Below are 16,402 nucleotides of genomic sequence, written 5' to 3'. Positions count from 1 at the left end.
CAATGGATTGTATGGTGTGCGTCGACAATAGAATCGGGAGCGGGTCCGCAATGGCGATTTCTGGACCGAAATGCGACGCGATCCGCCGGGTCCTGTGACGCTGCGGAGGATCGTTATTGCCGTGACTGGCGCCACCGGCGCAGTCTACGGTCTGCGGCTTCTCGAAATGATGCGCGATACGCCCGGCTTCGAAACGCATCTCGTCGTTTCTCAGGCCGCTGTGCTGAATATCCGTGAGGAGCTACCGCTGACGCTGAAGCAGTTCGAAGCGGCAGCCGACGTCGTGCACAATGTTCGCAACGTGGGAGCCTCTATCGCGAGCGGATCCTTCCTGTGCGAGGGTATGGTGGTCGCGCCATGCTCGATGCGGACTCTGGCCGCAATCGCCAACGGGCTGTCCGACAATCTCATCACTCGTGCAGCCGACGTCATGCTCAAGGAGCGGCGCAGGCTGACGCTGATGGTCCGCGAAGCGCCGCTCAATCTCGCTCACCTGCGCAACATGGTCGCATGCTCTGAAATGGGCGCGGTCATATTTCCGCCTGTTCCCGGCTTCTACGCGCGGCCGTCGACGGTCCAGGACATCGTCGATCACAGCTGCATTCGCGTCCTCGATCAGTTCGGAATTCATCGGGAACAGGACCGGCGCTGGACCGGCCTCAGCAGTGCCCAGGTCACGCGCCTTGAATCGACCGAACCTTCGGAAAGGGTAAGCCAATGATGAACGAGCTTAATCGCCGCGACTTGCTCGGGGCAGGGCTTGTCACCGCTGGATTGGCAGGGGTCGCCGGCCTCGGCTCCGTGCCTGCGCGAGGCGAACCGGTCCGGGTGGTGCGGCAGCAGGGAATCCCCGAAAGCATCCGCTTCTCCGATGCGCTTGCCTCGGAGGTTCCGACCGCCAGCGCGCTGGAGGTTGGGCCTGGGCTGGACGAATTATTCGGATACCGCCCGAGCGGAAAGGGCGTGATTGCCGGACTGACCTCCGACCCGGTGGCGATGATCGCCGGTCAGCTTCTGATCGAGGCAGGCGCCACTCCGATCCTGCGCTGGGACCATAGTTATGGCGCCGGCCGATGGACGCACCGGATAGCCGGCCAGCCAGGCTTCGCAGGTGTTTCGCAATTCACATGGCCGGCCGTCGCTGCGATGCGCCTCCGCGACGAGCTCGCCGGACGGGCGGCCGGGCCGCGGGAGTCGGGGTGCGCCTCGGAAATTTGCGGCTTGAGTGCGCGCAGTCCCGGATTTCTCGTGACCTGGGCATTTCGCCTCGACGGAGGTGTCCGATGACGCCCAACCTTCCCGAGGGCATTGCTGCTGCCGACTTCTCGCGCCTTCTGGAGGAGCTCTCCGGCGTCGTCGGGAAATCCTGGGTGTTCGTCGACGAGCTTCCTCTTTCAAGCTACCGCGATGCATATTCGCCTCTCGCCGACGGCACGCTGTTGCCCTCGGCGGCCGTTGCTCCAGAGAATATCGAGCAAATTCAGAAAATTCTCGCGGTCGCGAACAATTATCGCGCGCCGTTGTGGACGATCGGGACAGGGCGAAATTTTGCCTATGGCGGCCCGGCGCCCCGCAAGTCCGGATATGTCATCCTCGACTTGAAGCGCATGAACCGGATCATCGAGGTCAACGAGAAATATGGCTATGCGCTGGTTGAGCCCGGCGTTTCCTACATGCAGCTTTACCGGCACCTCCAGCGGATCGGCAGCAAGCTCTGGATCGATCCCGCCGCGCCGGCATGGGGCGGCGTGATGGGGAATGCCCTCGAACATGGCGCCGGCTACACTCCGTACGGCGATCACTTCATCATGCAGTGCGGCATGGAAGTGATATTGCCGGACGGTCAGGTCGTGCGCACGGGGCAAGGTGGAATCGCGGGAAGCAAGAATTGGCAGATCAGCAAGCATGGCATCGGTCCCCAGTTCGATGGCATGTTCACCCAATCGAACTTCGGCGTTGTCACCAAGCTCGGCATCTGGCTGATGCCCGAGCCACCCGGGTACAAGCCGTTCATGATCACCTTCCCGCGGGAAGAAGATCTCGAGCAGATTTTCGAGATCACGCGCCCGCTCAAGGTTAACCAGATCATCCCGAATGCTGCTGTCGCAGTCGATCTGCTGTGGGAGGCATCGGCAAAGACGACACGCCGTCACTATTATGACGGAAAAGGCCCGGTTCCGCCGTCGGTCCGGGCCAAGATCGCATCCGATCTCGATCTTGGCATGTGGAATTTTTACGGCGCGCTTTACGGGCCGCCGCCCATGATCGAGAACAACTGGAAAGTCATCGAGGACGCATTCGGCAGCATCCCGGGGGCGAAATTTCACTTCGCGCGCGAAAACGACCCGGCATGGGACTACCGCGTGAAACTGATGCGCGGCGAACCCAATATGACCGAGTTCAGCATAATGAACTGGATCGGGGGGGGCGGGCATGTGAACTTCTCGCCAATCTCCGCGCCGAACGGGGCCGAGGCGATGTCGCAATATAATCTGATCAAGCAACGCTGCCACCAGTTCGGCTTCGACTATATCGGCGAATTCCTCGTGGGGTGGCGCGACATGCATCACATCCTGATGATCATGTACAATCGCGCCGACGAAGCGATGCGCAAAAGTGCATACGACCTGTTCAGCCTCCTTGTGGACGAGGCTGCCGACGCGGGCTTCGGCGAATATCGCACCCATCTCGCCTTCATGGACCAGATCGCGAAGACCTATCGCCACAATGATGGAGCGCTATGGGACCTGCACCACCGCCTGAAGGATGTGCTCGATCCGAATGGAATTCTGTCGCCAGGCAAGCAGGGTATCTGGCCGAAGGCTGCGCGCGGCTGATGTCGGCGTCCCTTGATCTCCCGGGATTTTCATCATGACCCATGCCCGTCCGCACCTTCACCACTGGATCGCCGGCGAGTTCGTGGCGCCCGGCGATGCCGGATATTTCGACGACCTCAACCCGGTCGACGACAGCCTTTACGCGCGCGCCGCGGCCGGGACGTCCGCCGACATCGAACGGGCCGTCGAGATGGCCGACGATGCCTTCCGCAAGTATCGCCACCTGCCGGCAGCGGTGCGCGAGGATTGGATGGTGAAGGCGTCGGCGCTGATCGAGCGCGACGCCGGAGCCTTTGCGGATGTTCTCATCGAGGAAATCGGCTCACCGATCGCGAAGGCCGGTTTCGAAACCCGATTTGCCGCGAGCTTCCTGCGCGCCGCGGCGGGTGTGCCGCGCCGTATCCGTGGCGAGACCATCCCTTCGGACGCCCCCGGCAGGTTCAGCATGAGCCTGCGCGAGCCGGTTGGCGTGGTCGCGGGCATTACCCCGTTCAACGTGCCGTTGATCAAGGGGATCAAGCAGTCCGCAATGGCTCTGGCGACGGGAAATGCCTTTGTCCTTTTGCCCTCCGAGTCTGCGCCGCGGGTTGCCGACATGCTTGCCCGGCTCTGGTCCGAGGCCGGCGTTCCGGCTGGGCTTTTCAATGTCGTATATGGCGACGGCGCGCGCATCGGAGACACGCTCACGAGCCATCCGAAGGTACGCGCGATCACCTTCACGGGCTCATCGCGCGTCGGAAGGCATATTGCCGCGATCGCCGCGAGGGGGCTGAAGAAATACACGCTCGAACTCGGCGGCAAGAGCCCGCTCGTGATCTGCGCCGACGCAGATATCGAAAAGGCGGTCGCGGCCGCGATCTTCAGCATTTTCATGTATCAGGGGCAGGTCTGCATGGGCGCCTCGAGAATCTATGTCGAGCGCCCGATATTCGAGGATTTTTCGAAAGCGTTTGCCGCGGCCGCCTCGCGGCTGACGGGGGGCGATCTCCGCGACTCCTCGACGATGCTGGGGCCGATAATCTCGGATCGCCAACGGCAACGCGTCCGGCGCCACGTTGACGACGCCAGGGACAAGGGCGCCAATGTGCTGGCGGGAGGGCAATGGCTCGGAAATGTGTGCGAAGCCACAGTCCTCGCCGGCGTCATGCCGGAGATGGACGTCGCAAGGGAGGAAACCTTCGGTCCCGTGACGTCGCTCTATCCGTTCGACAGCATGGACGAGGCCCTGCGCCTCGCAAATGATACCGAATATGGCTTGAGCGCGGCGATCTTCACGCGCGATATCGACAAGGCGCTGAAGTTCGCGCGCGAAGCGGAGGTCGGTATGGTGCATATCAATGCCCCGACCCTGCACGATGAGCCCCATGTTCCATTCGGGGGTGCGAAAGCCTCCGGTTTCGGCCGGGAAGGAACCGAGGTCGATCTCGACATCATGACCGAGTGGAAGTGGGTCACCATTCAGACCGGCGCCGCTGGTGAAGGAGGGCATTGATGGAGCGGGCAGACGGCAATTTGCGAAGCAACCTCGCGGAGCGCGCGCGGGGGGTCGGATCGCTGCGCGACTTCCTGGAGCTTCTCGAGGAGCATGGGCAGGCGGTTCGCTGGAGCGACCGCGTCATGCCCGAACCCGACCTTCGCAATATCGCCGTCGCGGCTTCGCGGGACGTCAACAACGCGCCGGCGATCATATTCGACAATATTGCGGGTTATCCGGGGAAGCGAACGGTCGTCGGCGTCCATGGTTCGTGGGACAATATCGCGCTGCTTCTCGGGCAGCCCAAGGGAACCACGATCAGGGAGATGTTCTTCGATATCGCCGGCCGATGGGGCGATGCCTCGGCGCAGATCAGCCGCGTGTCGGAAGGGCAGGCGCCCGTCCACGAATGTCGCCACGAAGAGAATATCAACCTCTATGATATTCTGCCCGTTTACAGGATCAACGAATATGATGGCGGCTTCTATCTTGCGAAGGCGTCGGTCGCATCGCGCGATCCGCTCGAACCGGACGATTTCGGCAAGCAGAATGTCGGTATCTACCGCCTGCAGATCCAGGGACCCGATCGCTTCAGTCTGATGACGATCCCGGCCCATGACATGGGCCGGCAGATCCTGGCCGCGGAGCGGGAAGGGGTTCCGCTCAAGGTCGCGGTGATGCTCGGCAATCATCCGGGCGTTGCGCTTTTTGCCGCGACCCCGATCGGATATGATGAATCCGAATATGCCTATGCCTCGGCGATGATGGGAGCACCGATACGCCTCACCAGCTCCGGAAACGGTATCGATATCCTCGCCGACAGCGAGATCGTGATCGAAGCGGAACTCGTCCTGGGCGAGCGCGTCTTCGAGGGACCGTTTGGAGAATTCCCGGGCTCGTACAGCGGGGTTCGGCGCGCTCCGGTATTCAAGGTGACGGCGGTATCGCACCGGCAGAACCCGATTTTCGAGAATATCTACATCGGGAGGGGCTGGACCGAACATGACACGCTGATCGGCCTTCATACCTCCGCGCCGATCTATGCGCAGCTCCGCCAGACCTTTCCTGAAGTCACCGCGGTTAATGCGCTTTACCAGCATGGGCTGACAGGCATCATTGCGGTCAAGAACCGGATGGCGGGCTTCGCCAAGTCGGTGGCACTCCGCGCCCTCGGGACTCCGCACGGCCTGATGTATCTCAAGAATCTGATCATGGTCGATGCCGACATCGATCCGTTCGACCTGAACCAGGTCATGTGGGCCCTATCGACCCGAACGCGCGCCGACGACATCATCGTGCTGCCCAATATGGCAATGGTCCCGATCGATCCTGCCGCCGTGACGCCCGGGAAAGGGCATCATCTCATTATCGATGCGACCAGCTACCTACCGCCTGATCCGGTCGGCGAGGCTCATCTGGTATCCCCGCCCACCGGACCGGAAATCGAAGAACTTGGCAAACGCATTCGCCAGATGCAACGAGGAGACGTGCGGTGACGCCAGCGCAATGCCCACGATGCGGATCCGACGGTAGCACCGCCGATTTTCGCGGTGTCGATGACGGTGAGACCGTCTGGACGATCTGGCGCTGTAACGATTGCTGCTTTTCCTGGCGCGACAGTGAGCCGGCAAGCGCGATCGACCGCAAGCTGCGCGCCGGGGAATTCGCTCTCGACATTTCGGACCCCGGGCGGTTCCCGGTCGTCCTCCAGCCTTCGAACTTCCAGAAATAGGAGCTCCAAATGGACGCGACGCGACAAGCCGCGGCGGTCAACGCCATTGAAGCTTCGGTGGGAGGCGCCAGTTTGACGCGCGATCCCGCGATGTTGGCGCCGTTTCGATCGGGACGGAATCTGCCGATAGCGATTGTCGCGCCGGCCGGCGAGGAGGAGCTTTCCAGGATCCTCGCCGCGGCACGGTCGGCAGGCGCCGCACTCCAGCCGGCATCCCGAGCGGCGCCGGGGCGCGATGCAGCCGCGCGCGACAAGATCATCATCCTCGACCTTTCCCGCATGAACAAGATCCTCGAGGTGAACGAGGAACTCGCTTATTGTCTGGTCGAACCTGGCGTCACCTTCCAGCAATTGTCCGAGCATATCAGCGAGCGCGGCCTCAGACTCGGGATCGATTGCCCCGGCGATCCCGATGAGTCTGTCGCAGATGCCTTCATCCAGCGCCGCGCCGGTTATACGCCATATGCAGACCATTATCTCATGCAATGTGGCCTCGAGGTCATGTTGGCCGACGGTCGCAGCGTGCGGACGGGCATGGGAGCCATGCCCAAGAGTACATGCTGGCAGCTGTTCAAATTCGGGTACGGCCCATGGGTTGACGGCCTCTTCACGCAGTCCGACCTCGGGATCGTCACGAAGGTCGGCCTCTGGCTGATGCCCAGTCCGCCCGCGGCCAAGCCTTTCGCGGTAACCGTGCCGGGAGAAGACGACCTTGCGGCCCTCTTCGACGTGCTCGGTCCGCTCAAGACCAACATGGTGGTTCCGAACGGCGTTGCGGTCGCGAATGCCCTGCATGAGGCAGCCCTCGCGGGCAAGACCCGACGCGACTTCGCCGGGTCCGGACCAATGAAGGCCAGCGAGATCGGAAAGGCCGGAGCGTCGTTAGGTCTTGGATATTGGACGCTCTACGGCTCGCTTTACGGCTTGCCCGAAAATGTCTCCATTGCCTGGTCGATGATCTCGGATGCTTTCTCGTCGATCAGCGGCGCGCGCATTCTGTCGGGCACGGACTTCGCGAACCGCGGGTTGTGGGATTGGCGGGCCGGCATGATGAGCGGTTCCGTCGGCGCGCCTCCGGGGCGCGTGCCTGCATGGGCCGGCGGATCGTCGATGCGCGTCAGCCCCGTGAGCCCCGTCGACGGCGCGGACGTCTTGCGCCTCTACGAGCTGTCGCGGGACGCTGCCGGGCGTCATGGGTTCGACTTGTTGACAGAAACCAACGCAATTTGGCGCTCCGCTCAGCATCTGCAGCATATTTGCTGGAATGGAAGCAGCGAGGGTAACGGGAAGGTTCGAACCTGCGCGCAGGAAATCATCGAAGCGCAAGCGAGCGCCGGTTTCGGTCAGACGCATGTGGAAGCTTCGCTGACGGGGGCTGCTCGGGCAAGTTACGAGAGCGGCGCCACGGCGCAGCTCCACGCCCGGGTCAAGCGCGCGCTCGATCCCGCAAATCTTTTTGTTTCTGCCTGAGCGGCGCAGAGGAGCTCGAACCATGAAGATGGGAATTCCGGCTATCGCCCTGCTGATACTCGCAGCCTGCTCGAAGCAGAACGGGGAGGTCAAGCCGGACGGGATGGAACTCTACGCCCTCCACTGCGCGGGCTGCCACGATCCGGGTCCGGGTCATCCCGGAACGATGCTTCTTCAGGAGCTTGATCGCCCGGTCGCTTCGCTGATCGGCCGAACCGACCTCGACGGCGATTATGTCCATTCGGTCGTGCGCAACGGTCTTGTCGAGATGCCGCCGTTTCGGCCGACCGAGATATCGGAAGACGATCTCCAACTCCTCATAACCTATCTCAAGACTGCAAAGGTTCCGCCGAAGCCGCTGGCCCGGCCGACTGGAGGATGAGCCTCGCGAGGTGGCGAAGATCTGGGCCTGCGGCGATTGCACCGGTTGCACGGGCATAGGCAGCGAGGCTCAGATCTGCCGCGTCAACGGGGTTTTGAATGCTCGCGGCCGACGATAGCCGCGCCGACGTCGCCAATATCTGTTGTACGAGGCGTTCGCCTGCAAGTTCTGCCTCTTTCACCAGGGCACGGGTGCGCGCAGCCGCTGGAGCGATATCATCTTCGGCCTCTGCTGCCGCCTTCAGCCATCTGCGCGCGCGACGGAGCGGCCAAACCACCTCGACGTTGGTCGGTGCGACCTCGCCCACGAGACGCTCGATGTCGCATTCTGCGACCGGTGCCGACCGGCTTTGCGCGATCCAGCAGCAGAACAGCAGGACATTGACGTCGAGCCCATGATCGTCCTGCAAGGTCAGGCACAGGCGGGCAACACCGGGGCGAGCGTAGGCGTCTAGAGAGAAATTCCAGAAAAAGTCCGGGTCGAGTTCAATCATCGCCTGACCACCGAGTGGCCTTAAAGACCGGGCTCAGCAGGCGACGATACCGCGAGCGCCGGTTCAGGATGCAGCACGCGCCTCATCCGGCTGCCATCCCATCGCGAGACTCGCCTCATTGGCCGCGGCTTTCACCTTGTCAACATTGCCCTGGCAGAAGAAGTGCTTGTCGGACATCCGGCCAAGGACACCGATCACGGCTACCGTCTTGCCCTGCATGTCGAAAATAGGCACCGAGATGGCGGCAAGCCCAGGTACGACCTGACCGTCAACCTTGGCATAGCCCTGACGCCGGATCTCGAACAGCATTCCCTGAAGTTCCGTCTCGTCGATCGCCGCGCGAGTCGCCCGCTCGCGCTCGAGGAGGGTTTTATAGGCAAGCGGCGGCTGGAAGGCCATGAACGTCAGGCCTGCCGAGGAGTGCTGGATCGGAAGGACCGAACCCACGTGCAGCGACGTCGCTATGGGAACGCCTCCGTCGAGCCAGCGGATAATCGTCGGGCCATAGTCGCCCCAGATCGTGAGCAGCCCCGTGGTTTGAAGGTCATCGGCGAGTTGCCGCAGGTAGGCGGTCGTAATCCGGATCACATCGAGCCGCGAAAGGGCGGATAGGCCGACCTTGAGGGCCATCGGGCCAAGCGAATATCGGCCGTCGGAAGGCTCCTGCTGAACCAGCCCGGTGTTGATATAGGCCAGGAGATAACGGTGAGCCTGACTCCGCGACATGGCCGCAGCGGCCGCGATGTCTCGTAGGGGAGCACAGCCGCCAGGGCAGGAAATGAGAGCTTCAAGCACGCGGACGCCGGTCTCGACCGACTGGATACTCTTCCGGGGCCTTGGGGCCTGAGCCGATCGGGGTGCCCGCGAACCAGTTTGGGCAGGCGCCTCGGAGGGTGCGATGTTGTCGTCTTCCACGTTCGTCTTGCGCACGCTCTTGCCGAGTCGTTCCAAAGTATTTCCATTCCAGTCTATGCAACTCCGCGGCCCGTCACAGAAAGCGCGAACCACGATCACTATAAGCTCGTTAGATACAATTCATCGCGCGCAATGCAAAGGCGTTTCTTGGTCGGGAACGGGTGCATTCCTATGCGGTCATGGCGCCACGCGTGCGATCCCCGGCGCCATAAGGGCCCCGCAAAGCTGGAAATCCGCCTGCGCCCTAGCGTGAGATCGGCTCAGCTTCGGCTGCCTTGGGCTCTGCTTCGCCGACCGTGGGCGAGGCCTCGGCCCCTCGGCGCGTCGCCAGGAAAACGCCCGACGCCACGAGCACCGCACCCACGAGGTGAAACGGCGCGAGGCGCTCGCCCAGCAGCAGGATCGCAAGTCCAACCCCGAATATCGGCGGCAGGTTCATATAGATGCTGGCGCGGGAGATGCCGATGAGGTCGACTGATCGATTGAAGAAGAAGTAGGCGAGAAGCGACGGGAATATTCCCACATAGAGAATGGCAAGAACGACCTCGGCCCGTGCCGCCATGTAATGGCCCTGGGCGATCTCCAGGGAATATGGCAGCGCGATACTGGCCGCCCCGACACCGAACAGGGTGACCAGGAAGCTTAGCTGATGGATCGCGGGCCGTTTGCGCAGCAGCGTCGAATATAGCGAATAAAGAAAAACGCCGAAGAGCGCGGCGGCATCCCCGCGGTTGAATGTCATGGCGAGCAGGTTCGCCATGCTGCCCTGCGCCACGATCACCAATAGTCCTGCGAGGGAAACCAGAGTGCCCACGAGCTGGCCAGGCGTGATCTTGTCTCTGAAGACCAGTGTTGAAAGAAGCAGGATCATAGACGGCATCGCGCCTTGCATCATCAGATTGTTCGTCGCCGTGGTATATTGAAGCCCCCAATAGACGACGAGGGCAAACGCCCCGATACCCAAGGTTCCGAGCAGCGCGAGCATTTTCCACTCGCGCAGGATTTCCCGGCGGTCGTCGACAAGATGCGGCCAGGCGAAGATCATACCGACGCCCATAGCCACGACCCACCGCCAGAACGCCATCCCCAAGGGTGACACCAGATGGTGGACGGCCCGCGCGACGATGGGGTTGAGTGCCCAGAAAAGCGACGCGGAACACAGTAGCAGGCTCGCCGAGCCCCAAATCCGGTCGCGAACGGCCATCATATGCTTACCGACATTCAACAGCTCCTTTTCCGGGTTGCGCGGTCGCTCTCCGGATCAAGCGAACAGGCTTGAATAACGAGCCTTGCTGAGCCATTGAGTATTGCACATAGTGCATCACATTCGTCGTAATGCAATAGCGGGGTGAGGGCGACATGGATTTCCGGGACGAACAGCGATGTGGCGGGCTTGTCGAGGAGCTGGCCCGATCGCGACATGCTGACCCGGAAAGGACCGGTAGATCCGTCAGCGCGACGATCGCTCCGATCGCAGCGCGACGCGCCGGCAATTCTTCCCGGCCCGCTCCGGCGTCTCCACCGTGAGCCGAGATGGAGTGCTGATGGATTCGGATGTGAAATATCTTGGGCAGTCGGCGTCGTGGAACGGCTTGCTCGGGCTTGGGCATCTGGAAGCCGGGCCTGATGTCACTTCGCCACGAGCGGGGCGGCGTGATGCGCCATGCGACGTCCGGGTCGAGACGTTAAGATGACAAGCGGGCCCTTCGCGAAGAGATGTGAGCAATGAGCCGGTTGCTCGAGGGCGTCCGGATTCTTGACCTGAGTCGCGTGCTGGCTGGGCCATGGGCGACGCAGCTCATGGCCGATATGGGGGCCACCGTGATCAAGGTCGAACGACCGCAGGAGGGGGACGATACGCGTAAATGGGGTCCACCATGGCTGCACCGGAATGATGTGCAGACTTCGGCCTATTACTTGTGCGCAAATCGCGGCAAGCTGGCGCTCGCCGCCGACTTCGCCAGCTCCGAAGGTCAGGAACTCATCCGGACCCTGGCCGCCGGCTCCGACGTCGTCGTCGAGAATTTCAAGGTTGGCGTGCTCAAGCGATATGGATTGGACGCGGAAAGCCTGCGCTCTCTTAATCCCCGGCTGGTCTATTGCTCGGTCACGGGATTTGGCCAGGATGGCCCCTACAGCGGCCGCCCGGGCTACGACTTTATCGCTCAGGGCATGGGAGGCCTGATGAGCGTGACGGGCTCTGCCGAAAGCGGTCCCATGAAAACAGGCGTCGCGCTATCGGATATCATGACCGGCCTATACGCCACGGCTGCGATCCTTGCCGCTCTCTTCAAGCAGGGTCGCACCGGCTCCGGTTGTCATCTCGACGTTTCCTTGCTCGACGTAACGGTCGCGACGCTCGCAAATCAGGCCTTCAACTATTTTGCGACCGGGCAGAACCCGCCCCGCTACGGGAATGCGCATCCCAACATCGTTCCCTATCAATCATTCCTGGCCGCTGACCGCGGGATCAATCTCGCGATAGGAAATGATTCGCAATTCCGGCGATTGTGTGAAGCGGTCGGCCGCCCGGATCTTGCAGAAGATCCCCGCTTCGCCACCAATGGCTCCCGCGCCGTTCACAAGTCTGCGCTTGAGTGCGAACTGGTCCCGTTGTTCACCGCAGCCAGCGCCGACACATGGATCGAGAGGCTGGACGCGGCCGGTGTCCCGGCAGGGCCGATCAACGAGATCGCCGACGTATTTGCCGATCCTCATGTCCGGCACCGGGGAATGAAGGTCGAACTCCAACATGAGCAGCTCGGTGACCTTCCCGGCGTCGCAAGCCCGATCATGATCGACGGGAAGCGGGCTGTCGCTTCGAGCGCGCCACCGATGCTCGGTGAAAACACCGACGAAATTCTGGCTCGCGACCTCGGTTTGAACTCCGGCCAAATCGCCGCTTTGCGGGCTCGGGGCATTGTCGGATGAGACTAGGGATCGCTTGGGTCCGGGCGGGGCTAACCAACGTCCGAATAGCGAGCGCGAGGCTCGAGCGATGAGCGCCAACAAGCGGGACACGCTCTATGACGAACTGTTATGCCGACTGATCTGCGGGAAATATCGCTTCGGCGATCGGATAATCGTGAACGACCTCGCTGCGGAAACCGGTGCCAGCCGGCAACCGATCGGAGCTGCGCTAAATGCGCTGGCGGTAGAGGGATATGTCCGCGTCGTGCCTCAGGTCGGCTGTGATGTAGTCCATCCGAGTCCGGGAAGAATCGACGATTTTTTCCGCTGCCTCGTCCTTGTGGAGGAGGAGTTTGCCGGCCTTGCGGCTGCGCGCGGCGAAGGAGGGCGACGGACCATCATCGTCGCCATGCGCACACTCGCCGGTGAATGGGACGGCCTTGCGGATAGCGAAAAGCTCCTGCGAGGCAAGGAACTCCTCGACATTGTTCACGCGATGGCTGGATCGCCGCTCATAAGCCAGAAATTCGGATCGTTAATCAGCATGGCGAATTTCTTCGTCATGCAATCCTCAGACACAGCGCCTGACTTGCGAGGATTTCAGGACCGGCTTAACGGGCTGATCGAGAATGTGTCCGCAGGAGATGTGGAAGGATCCAAAGCCGCCGCCCGGATCCACATCGAGGGTCTGGCGAAATCCTGTCTCTCTTGATGCAATATGCCATTATGTTCTGGAGCCGCGGCAGGTTCGGTTCCGACTGAACTTCGGCGCCCCCTCCTGCGACGACGCGAAGCGCTCCGCCAAGGGCCGAAGCACATCAATATCTCGCCCAAGCTCCTCGATGTCCATGACGAGGCCGGCATGTCGCTGGAGCATCCGACAGTCTTCACGGTTCCGTCAGCCCGCTCGGCGGAAATTGTGAACCATTGCGGTCTCGTGTGTCAGCCGACCGCGCGTTCGCAGCCATATTTGGCGAGTGCTTTGGTGAGCGAACGAGGCGCTACCGGGCCATGAATGATTATTGCCGCTGGCTTCCGGTCGACAGAAAGGCTCTGCATACTTCCCGTAGATCATCCTGCCCGGCCGCCAGCATCGCATCGCCAATCAGGTAGGAGTAGATGAGAAACGCCCGTGGCCGGGCGTCATCTGCGGGTATCCCAGCGGCTGCGACCACAGATTGGAAATAGAGGAGGCGATGGTGATCGATTTCCCTCATCGTTTGGGAGGCGCGGAGATCATCATATGCCCAAAGGCGAAATCCTGCCTCGATGCGCGCCCGTCGTTTGGCGCGATCGGAGGTTGAGATGGCAAAGACGCGGGCCAGGCGATCGAGGGGCGGCTCGTTGATTGCACTCAGTTCTGCAATCACCTGCAAGGTGGAAATCCGGCGCCAATGGGCAAGGAGTTCGTCCAGAAACGCCTCGCGTGACCGAAAAAGGACATAGAAACTGCCCTTGGTGACGCCAAGATCAGCGGCAAGGCGGTCAATCCTCACCCGCTCCACGCCGCCGATCGCCATCGCGTCCAGCGCCGCCTCAAACCAGTGATCTTCGTCGAGCTTGCGCTTCGGGCCGCGCTTCAGTGCGCGGGAGGGGGGTGTACTGTGGACTTCGCCCCCCGCGTGTTTGATTGATTGGGTGCCGGACATAGCAGTACGCCTATCGGACTGCTGCCCGGCCGGTCAAGGTGCATATATACTAATAGGTATGGATACGTCGACTTGATCGATGCGCTACGGCGCATGAAGGCCGAGATCTTGCGACCTCGGCTAGAATATGAAGTTGACGACCCGTTCACCTCGGCGTACGAATTTCTCATACCATATAGAATCAATTAGGGGAGAGGGTAGATGATCATTCTGGGAAAAGCCGTGCGCGCGGTCATTCTTGCCGGCGTGGCCTCGGGAGCCGTCGCGGCTGCACATGCGCAGGAGGGGGCACCTGCCGGGACAGAGAGTGCGGCGGCGTCGGACGATGGTAGCGAGATCGTTGTCACGGCTCGTCGCCGCGAGGAAACTCTCATCAATGTCCCGATCGCGATCACCGCGTTCAGCGGGGAAAAGCTCGAAGCACAGGGCGCGATCGACATCACCGATTTGTCGAATGTCACGCCCAACGTCACCCTCGAGGCGTCGCGTGCAACCAACTCGACGCTCACTGCCTTCATTCGCGGCGTCGGGCAGCAGGATCCCGTCTCGGGTTTCGAGCAGGGTGTCGGTATCTATCTCGACGACGTGTATCTGAATCGTCCCCAGGCTGCCGTTCTTGATATTTATGATGTAGAACGGATCGAAATCCTTCGAGGACCGCAGGGAACGCTCTATGGCCGCAATACCGTCGGCGGCGCGGTCAAATATGTCACCAAGAAGCTTCCCGACGAAGCCGAGATCAACCTGCGAGCCGCCTACGGAAGCTACAATCAGCGCGACGCGGTAGTAAGTGCGAGCATGCCCGTCGATTCGGGCCGTATCCTTCGTCTCGGTGGCGCATTCGCATCGCTGAATCGGGACGGATTCGGCGATAATCTGACGACCGGCTTGGACAATTACGATAAAAAGGTGATCGCGGCTCGCGGGACCGCCGAGGTGCATGGAGATCAGATCTTCGCCCGGCTTACCGGCGATTATACCCATGACATGTCGAATCCGAGGGGAGGGCACAGGCTGATCGTGAGCCAGCTTACCGGCGCTCCCGTTTTGTCTGATGTCTATGACACACGGGGAGCCCTCAACACCCCCAAGCAGGACGTCGAAGCGTGGGGCGCGTCGCTTTTCCTTGAGGCGCGTCCGGCTGACAGCATCATGTTCCGGTCCATCACGGCATACCGTGCTGACAAATCGGCAGGCCCGATCGATTTCGACGCGCTGCCATCGGAAGATACGGACGTTCCGGGGCTATATGACAATACGCAGTTCAGTCAGGAAATTCAGCTGCTGATCGACACCGATCGCTTTCACGGTCTGATCGGCGGCTACTATCTCGACGCATCGGCGCTGACGCAGTTCGATGCGCGTATCTTCACAACCGTGCCGACCCTTGCGGCATATACGAGTGCAGATGTGCGGACCAACACGCTCGCCGCCTTTGGCGATTTCACCTATGACTTCTCTGATCAGTTCAGCCTGTCGGTCGGCGGGCGCTACACTTGGGATGAACGCAAAGCCCAGATCCTTCGCCAGAATTATCTCGGCGGCGGATCCACCGTGTTCGGCGGCGCGGGCGTACCGCTGGGTGGTCCGTCGACCAATTTCAGGGGGCGTAGCGTGTTCAGCAAGTTCACACCCCGCGCCTCGATCAGCTTCAAGCCGACGCCCGATCACAATCTTTACGCCAGCTATTCCCAGGGCTTCAAAGGTGGCGGTTTCGATCCACGCGGGGTTGGCGCGAACGCGCCGGACCTGAATGGAAACGGCGTCCGGGAAAATGACGAGGTCGCCGCGTTCCTGAGCTTCGCACCCGAGTCGGTCGACAGCTACGAAATCGGCTACAAGGGCGCCCTTTTCGACCGGCGACTGACGCTGGCGCTCGCAGCATTTCATGCCGATTACAAGAATGTCCAGATTCCCGGATCGGTCGGCTGCACGGTCGCCGGCGTGCCAAGCTTCTGCGGCGTCGTGAGCAACGCGGGCAAGGCTCGGTTTCGCGGCGTAGAGGCGGAAGCCAATGTCCGCCTCCCCGGCGGCTTGAGCGTCGCCGGGACGCTCGGCTATATCGATGCCGAGTACAAGGAATATGTGACCCTCGTAGCGGGAGCGCCCGTGGATGTCGCAGATTTCCGGCAGGTACAGAATACGCCAAAGTGGACCTCGAGCGTTACCGCTGCCTATCTGATGCCAGTCGGTGACGGGAGCATAAACGCGTCTGCCACCTGGTCGTATCGTTCGAAGACTTACCAGTTTGAGATTCCCAACCCGTTCCTCGATCAGGACGGCTACTCCCTGTTCGACGCCAATCTTGTGTACCGCGCGCCGGGCGGACGCTGGTCCGTCGGCCTCCATGGCAAGAATCTGCTCGACAAGCGCTACAAGACGTCGGGCTACACGTTCATGGCAGTCGATGCCCGCACGGGCGCCTTGCTCCGAAATGCGTCCGGGAATCTCATACCCGCTCTCGGAAGGGAAGGGACGCTTACCGCATTCTACGGCAATCCTCGCCAGATATTTGTCGCAGCGTCGGTGAAGTTTTGAGG

At 61.6% G+C, this 16,402-nt stretch carries 15 protein-coding genes; 11 read left to right on the top strand and 4 right to left on the bottom strand.

Annotated features, from left to right (window positions below):
- The first annotated feature begins 70 nt into the window (after positions 1-70).
- Genes ATE62_RS07785 through ATE62_RS07755 form a run of 8 tightly spaced genes read left to right on the top strand, consistent with a single transcriptional unit; the run spans position 71 to position 7,895 of the window.
- Positions 71-721, top strand: a complete 651-nt coding sequence (locus ATE62_RS07785) for a UbiX family flavin prenyltransferase (protein ID WP_156420460.1) — start codon at positions 71-73, stop codon at positions 719-721.
- On the top strand, positions 718-1,287 hold the full coding sequence (locus ATE62_RS07780) for a hypothetical protein (protein ID WP_058807233.1): 570 nt from the start codon (positions 718-720) through the stop codon (positions 1,285-1,287). The genes ATE62_RS07785 and ATE62_RS07780 overlap by 4 nt, the downstream gene beginning before the upstream one ends.
- Entirely contained in the window at positions 1,284-2,837 is a 1,554-nt protein-coding gene (locus tag ATE62_RS07775) for an FAD-binding oxidoreductase (RefSeq protein WP_058807234.1), read from the top strand. The genes ATE62_RS07780 and ATE62_RS07775 overlap by 4 nt, the downstream gene beginning before the upstream one ends.
- Positions 2,838-2,871: 34 nt before the next feature.
- Positions 2,872-4,329: an aldehyde dehydrogenase family protein gene (locus ATE62_RS07770; RefSeq protein WP_058807235.1), complete on the top strand. Its 1,458-nt coding sequence runs from the start codon at positions 2,872-2,874 to the stop codon at positions 4,327-4,329.
- Positions 4,329-5,807, top strand: a complete 1,479-nt coding sequence (locus tag ATE62_RS07765; protein ID WP_058807236.1) for a non-oxidative hydroxyarylic acid decarboxylases subunit C — start codon at positions 4,329-4,331, stop codon at positions 5,805-5,807. Before ATE62_RS07770 ends, ATE62_RS07765 begins: the two co-directional genes overlap by 1 nt.
- Complete coding sequence (locus tag ATE62_RS23575) at positions 5,804-6,043, top strand: non-oxidative hydroxyarylic acid decarboxylases subunit D (protein ID WP_058815051.1); 240 nt, start codon at positions 5,804-5,806, stop codon at positions 6,041-6,043. The genes ATE62_RS07765 and ATE62_RS23575 overlap by 4 nt, the downstream gene beginning before the upstream one ends.
- Positions 6,044-6,052: 9 nt before the next feature.
- Positions 6,053-7,513 (top strand): FAD-binding oxidoreductase, encoded by a 1,461-nt coding sequence (locus ATE62_RS07760; RefSeq protein ID WP_058807237.1) that lies wholly within the window; start codon positions 6,053-6,055, stop codon positions 7,511-7,513.
- A 22-nt stretch (positions 7,514-7,535) separates the two neighbouring features.
- Positions 7,536-7,895, top strand: a complete 360-nt coding sequence (locus ATE62_RS07755) for a c-type cytochrome (protein WP_058807238.1) — start codon at positions 7,536-7,538, stop codon at positions 7,893-7,895.
- Here ATE62_RS07755 and ATE62_RS22815 read toward each other — a convergent pair.
- The 3 genes from ATE62_RS22815 to ATE62_RS07740 form a co-directional block, all read right to left on the bottom strand.
- Positions 7,843-8,388 (bottom strand): TIGR02444 family protein, encoded by a 546-nt coding sequence (locus ATE62_RS22815; protein ID WP_082662668.1) that lies wholly within the window; start codon positions 8,386-8,388, stop codon positions 7,843-7,845. The two genes, ATE62_RS07755 and ATE62_RS22815, sit on opposite strands and share 53 nt — an antisense overlap.
- Before the next feature lie 63 nt (positions 8,389-8,451).
- Entirely contained in the window at positions 8,452-9,339 is an 888-nt protein-coding gene (locus ATE62_RS07745) for an IclR family transcriptional regulator (protein ID WP_231736189.1), read from the bottom strand.
- A 208-nt stretch (positions 9,340-9,547) separates the two neighbouring features.
- Positions 9,548-10,528 (bottom strand): DMT family transporter, encoded by a 981-nt coding sequence (locus tag ATE62_RS07740; protein ID WP_231736187.1) that lies wholly within the window; start codon positions 10,526-10,528, stop codon positions 9,548-9,550.
- A 500-nt stretch (positions 10,529-11,028) separates the two neighbouring features.
- Here ATE62_RS07740 and ATE62_RS07735 point away from each other — a divergent pair, with 500 nt between their 5' ends.
- Complete coding sequence (locus ATE62_RS07735; RefSeq protein ID WP_058807240.1) at positions 11,029-12,234, top strand: CaiB/BaiF CoA transferase family protein; 1,206 nt, start codon at positions 11,029-11,031, stop codon at positions 12,232-12,234.
- A 67-nt stretch (positions 12,235-12,301) separates the two neighbouring features.
- Positions 12,302-12,925 (top strand): GntR family transcriptional regulator, encoded by a 624-nt coding sequence (locus ATE62_RS07730; protein WP_058818488.1) that lies wholly within the window; start codon positions 12,302-12,304, stop codon positions 12,923-12,925.
- A gap of 307 nt (positions 12,926-13,232) precedes the next feature.
- On the opposite strand, the gene ATE62_RS07725 is transcribed toward ATE62_RS07730, so the two are convergent.
- Positions 13,233-13,862 (bottom strand): TetR/AcrR family transcriptional regulator, encoded by a 630-nt coding sequence (locus ATE62_RS07725; protein WP_058807242.1) that lies wholly within the window; start codon positions 13,860-13,862, stop codon positions 13,233-13,235.
- A 201-nt stretch (positions 13,863-14,063) separates the two neighbouring features.
- Here ATE62_RS07725 and ATE62_RS07720 point away from each other — a divergent pair, with 201 nt between their 5' ends.
- Positions 14,064-16,400, top strand: a complete 2,337-nt coding sequence (locus tag ATE62_RS07720) for a TonB-dependent receptor (protein WP_058807243.1) — start codon at positions 14,064-14,066, stop codon at positions 16,398-16,400.
- The last annotated feature ends 2 nt before the right edge of the window (positions 16,401-16,402 follow it).

The organism is Sphingopyxis sp. HIX (assembly GCF_001468285.1).
Taxonomy (GTDB): domain Bacteria; phylum Pseudomonadota; class Alphaproteobacteria; order Sphingomonadales; family Sphingomonadaceae; genus Sphingopyxis.
This window is presented reverse-complemented; position numbering and strand designations above follow the sequence as displayed.